General features: G+C 69.1%; 3 protein-coding genes and 1 pseudogene. 2 read left to right on the top strand and 2 right to left on the bottom strand.

The window, feature by feature from the left end; genetic code table 11:
• Together BM204_RS22065 and BM204_RS23610 are read left to right on the top strand one after the other, a co-directional pair.
• Positions 1–341: integrase core domain-containing protein (locus BM204_RS22065; RefSeq protein ID WP_177223739.1), on the top strand; the 341-nt coding region annotated here is incomplete at its 5' end.
• Between the two features lie 244 nt (positions 342–585).
• Positions 586–1290, top strand: a pseudogene (locus tag BM204_RS23610) (IS5 family transposase); the annotation flags it as partial.
• A 192-nt stretch (positions 1291–1482) separates the two neighbouring features.
• Here BM204_RS23610 and BM204_RS23475 read toward each other — a convergent pair.
• Positions 1483–1785 carry a GIY-YIG nuclease family protein gene (locus BM204_RS23475; RefSeq protein ID WP_501037385.1) on the bottom strand — a complete coding sequence of 101 codons (303 nt, stop codon included), beginning with the start codon at positions 1783–1785 and terminating at the stop codon, positions 1483–1485.
• Between the two features lie 111 nt (positions 1786–1896).
• The coding region (locus BM204_RS22050) for a DUF11 domain-containing protein (RefSeq protein ID WP_177223738.1) at positions 1897–3879 on the bottom strand (1983 nt) is incomplete at its 5' end.

Raw genomic sequence — 3879 nt, 5'->3', positions numbered from 1 at the left:
AACTGCCCGCCCAGGTTGTATTTCACACCGACCGCGGCACGCAGTACGCCTCGGCGCAGATCACCGAGTTCGCAGCCAAGAACGGCATCACCAGGTCGATGGGCTACACCGGGATCTGCTGGGATAACGCGATGGCCGAGTCGTTCTTCGCGACGCTGAAGACCGAGTTCTACCACCGCCGCGTGTGGCCCACCCGGGCCGGCGCTAGCCAGGCTGTTGGGGCCTGGATCGAGGACCGCTACAACCGCCGCAGAAGGCACTCCTCGATCGGCCAGGTAAGCCCCGTCGCCTTCGAGATGCAACACTCCAACCAGACCGCGGCAGAAGCAGAAGCCGCATAACCCCGTGTCCACCGTCCGGGGTCAGGGCCAGAGTGGGCCAGCGCGGGGTAGTCGATGGGCGGGAATGAGTTCATCACTTCGTCGAAGGCGGACCGGTCCTTGTTGGTGTGCCGCAGCTTCAGCCGGGTGTCGCCACCGGTGACGTACAGCTCGAGGTTGTGGGTAAGGACCTCAAGCTGCCCGGAAAGGTTGTCGAGACGCCGTTCGTCTAACTGGGTGTGTCCCTATTGCACGGACGGTTCGCGTGGTCACCGTGCGGGGCGTGACGTACCCAAGTGACCTGACCGATGACCAGTGGGACCTGCTGGAGCCGGGGTTCAGTGCGCCGGGCAAGCGCGGCCGCAAGCATGCCAAGGACCTCCGGAGTGTGGTGGACGCGATGCTGTACATCGCCCAGACAGGCTGCCAGTGGCGCTACCTCCCGGCGTCGTTCGGGCCGTGGACCCGGGTCTGGTCGCAGTTCCGCCGCTGGTCACGCAACGGCACCTGGGCGCAGGTCCTGACGGTGTTGCACGCGGCGGCACGCCAAGAGGATGGGAGGGCGGAGGCGGCGCCCTCGATGATCGTCATCGACACCCACCTGGCCCGCGGCGCCTCGAACGGTGGTTTCACCTTCCATGACCGCGGCGGCCCCTACGGCCGCACCAAGGGCGCGAAGCGCGTCGTCGCGGTCGATGTGACTGGTCTCCCGGTGGGTGCGCTGGTCGTGCCCGCCTCCATCCACGAGAACCGGGCTAGCGAGCTCATGTTGGAGCATTTGACCCAGCAGGGCGTCACCGGTCGGCTCGAGCTGGTCCTGGTGGACCGGGGGGTCACGGCCGCTGCGGCACGCGCACTCGGCCACGACCACGACCTCGAGGTCCGTCGGGTCGGGTGTGACGACAAGCAGCCGGTCTTCCGCCCCATCCGACACGCCTGGCGCGTCGAGGTCGCCCACGGACGCCTAGGACGCTCACGTCGACGGCACTGTTGTGATGGGAACGTGGACTGGCGAAGTCGTTCGAGAACACCACCACCTCCGCGACCGGCTGGCTCCAGGTCGCGTGTATCGCCACGACGCTGCGCCACCTGTCACGAGAACAAGCCTGCCGGCCTCCTGTCGGGATCGCAGCTTGACCACCCCCGGTCGCGAACCGCGCAGTCATGTCAGGGCGTTCCAGCGACATCCGCTGCGGCCGTTGTCGCGCGTCGTTCTCACACCTCTACGCGAAGGGGGCTGTGTACACAGGGTTGGGCCAGCGTCCCCGACTCTGGTGGTATTCCAGCGCCTCGAAGTCGTCGCTGAACTCCAACAGTCTGCCGACCTTCTCGAGCAGCAGCGCCCGCACCTGCGCCGGGGCGACGAAAAGAACTCGCGCCGCTCGTTGACGAAGTTCACCCGCCGGTCCGCGAACGCCTTGTGGAGCTCGTTTTCCAACGAGATGGCGTCTTCGGAGAAGAACAACGCGTGGGTGTCGTAGCGGAACGGGACCGAGGCGTCGCCAAATTCCCGGATGAGGTCGTGCGGTTCGAGGCGCGCCCCGTCGCGGTGGGCGGAGGAGTGGGTGGCTGGTGGCTACTTGATGGTGACCTCACGGGTGGTGCGGACCCCGGCGGGGGTGATGACCACGAGCTTCGCGGTGTGCACCTGGTGTCGGCGCAGCACGGGGGTGCCGGCCCGGGTGGCGGAGAGCCGGACCGGGTGGGCGCCGGTGGTGAGCCGGGTGGTGGTGCGGGCCAGGACGTCACCGCGGCCCAGGCTGGTGCCAGCGAGGGGTCCTAGCGCGACGAGCTTGATGGTGACCAGGCGGGTCCGGGTGCTGGCCAGGTGCGTCTTGACGCTCGTCCGGTTCCCGGTGCTGACGATCCTAACGCGTGGGCTGGTGATGTGGACCCCGGTCAGGGTGACCGCCATGGTGGCGGTGTCGGTGTTGTTGGTCAGGTCGGGGTCGGGGGTGGCGGCGGTGACGGTGGCGGTGTTGGTGAGGGTGCCGTTGCCGGTACGCAACCCGAGACAGCCCAGTCCGTAGTCGGCGTTCAGGTCGCTGCTGGTGGGGTTGTAGAACCGGAACAGCCGGGTGATCGGCTGGGGGTCGGTGCCCAACGGCACCAGCCCGGCGTCGAGGGCGGCCCAGGCGGTGATGCCCTTGAACCCGACCGGGCAGGTCAACGCCGGCTCCACGGTCCCACCGGCTGGCACGCTCGCGGTGCCCGTCAGGTGGGTGGTCACCAGGTCGTGGCTGTGCCCACCGGTGCTACCGAGTCGGGTGGACATGCACCGGATAGACAGGTCCGCGACCCCGGTGCCGACGTCGAAGCCCCATCCCGAGCCCACACGCGCCGTGGAGACCGGGACTGCCCCGGAGTCAAACGCGAACCCGGGTGCGACCGGGACCCCGGTGGGGCAGGTCAGGGTGTGGGTGCCGGTGACGTTCTCGGCGGTGACGAACCCGCCGAGGTTCACGTCGTGGGTGTGGGACTCCCCGGAGGTGGTGGTCGGTGAGAGGCACACGGTGTTGACCTTGACCTGGGCTTGCCCGGTGCTGGTGTTGCGGACCGTGCCGGTCCAGCCGTGCCCGTCGGCGGTGGCCTTCGAGGCCAGCACGATCACGTTCGCGAGGGTGCCGGTGTCCTGGTCGACCTGGTCGAGGCGCACGGACCCGTCCACGGCGTTGTACCCGGTGGGGCAGGTCGCGGTTGCGGTCATGGTCTGTCCGGGTGGGATGGACAGGTGGGACTCGACCTTGGTTACCTCGAGCTGGTGGCTGTGCGAGGCTCCTGGCACGACCGGGTCGACCACCGCGCGGATGGTCACGCTCACCTCACCGGCGGCCGGGACGGTGCCCAGGTCACAGGTCACCGTCTGGCCGGCGTGACCACACCCGGGGGCGGAGTGGAACGACAGACCAGCGGGGAGCGTGTCGGTCACGGTGACCGACCCGGCCGCGGTGGGTCCGGCGTTGGTGACCCGCAGCGTGTACGCCACGATCTGACCCGGCTCGCCCAGCGGCCGGTCCACAGCCTTGGTCACCGCCAGGTCCGCCGCGGGGGTCACTCCGAGCCGCCACACAGTGGCGTGGTTTTGGCCGGAGACGGTGGTCGAGTAGCCGACCACGAGGTCACCCGACACCCCATGGGCGGAACTGGTCGTGCCGCCGAGGGTGCCCAGGTCGGTCATGGGGCCGCCGGTGCCCAGGTCGTAGACGAACGCGCGCGCCTGACCGGGGGCGGTGAACGCGTAACCGACCACGAGGTCACCCGACACCCCGAGGGCCTGGCTGGACGTGCCGCCAAGGGTGCCCAGGTCGGTCATGGGGCCGCCGGTGCCCAGGTCGTAGGCGAACGCATGGCGCTGGCTGGAGGCGGCGGTGTCCGAGTAGCCGACGACGATGCCCCCCGACGCTTCGTTGGCGACGCCGAACGTGCCGCCGAGGGTGCCCAGGTCGGTCATGGGGCCGCCGGCGCCCAGGTCGTAGGCGAACGCATGGAACTGGCCGGAGACGATAAAGGAGCCCACCACGACGTCACCGGACACCCCTTCGGCGAAGCTGTCCGTGCC

Source organism: Nocardioides psychrotolerans (genome assembly GCF_900113685.1).
In the GTDB taxonomy this organism is placed as follows: domain Bacteria; phylum Actinomycetota; class Actinomycetes; order Propionibacteriales; family Nocardioidaceae; genus Nocardioides; species Nocardioides psychrotolerans.
The sequence above is the reverse complement of the archived record's forward strand: the minus strand, read 5'-3'. Positions and strand labels throughout refer to the sequence as shown.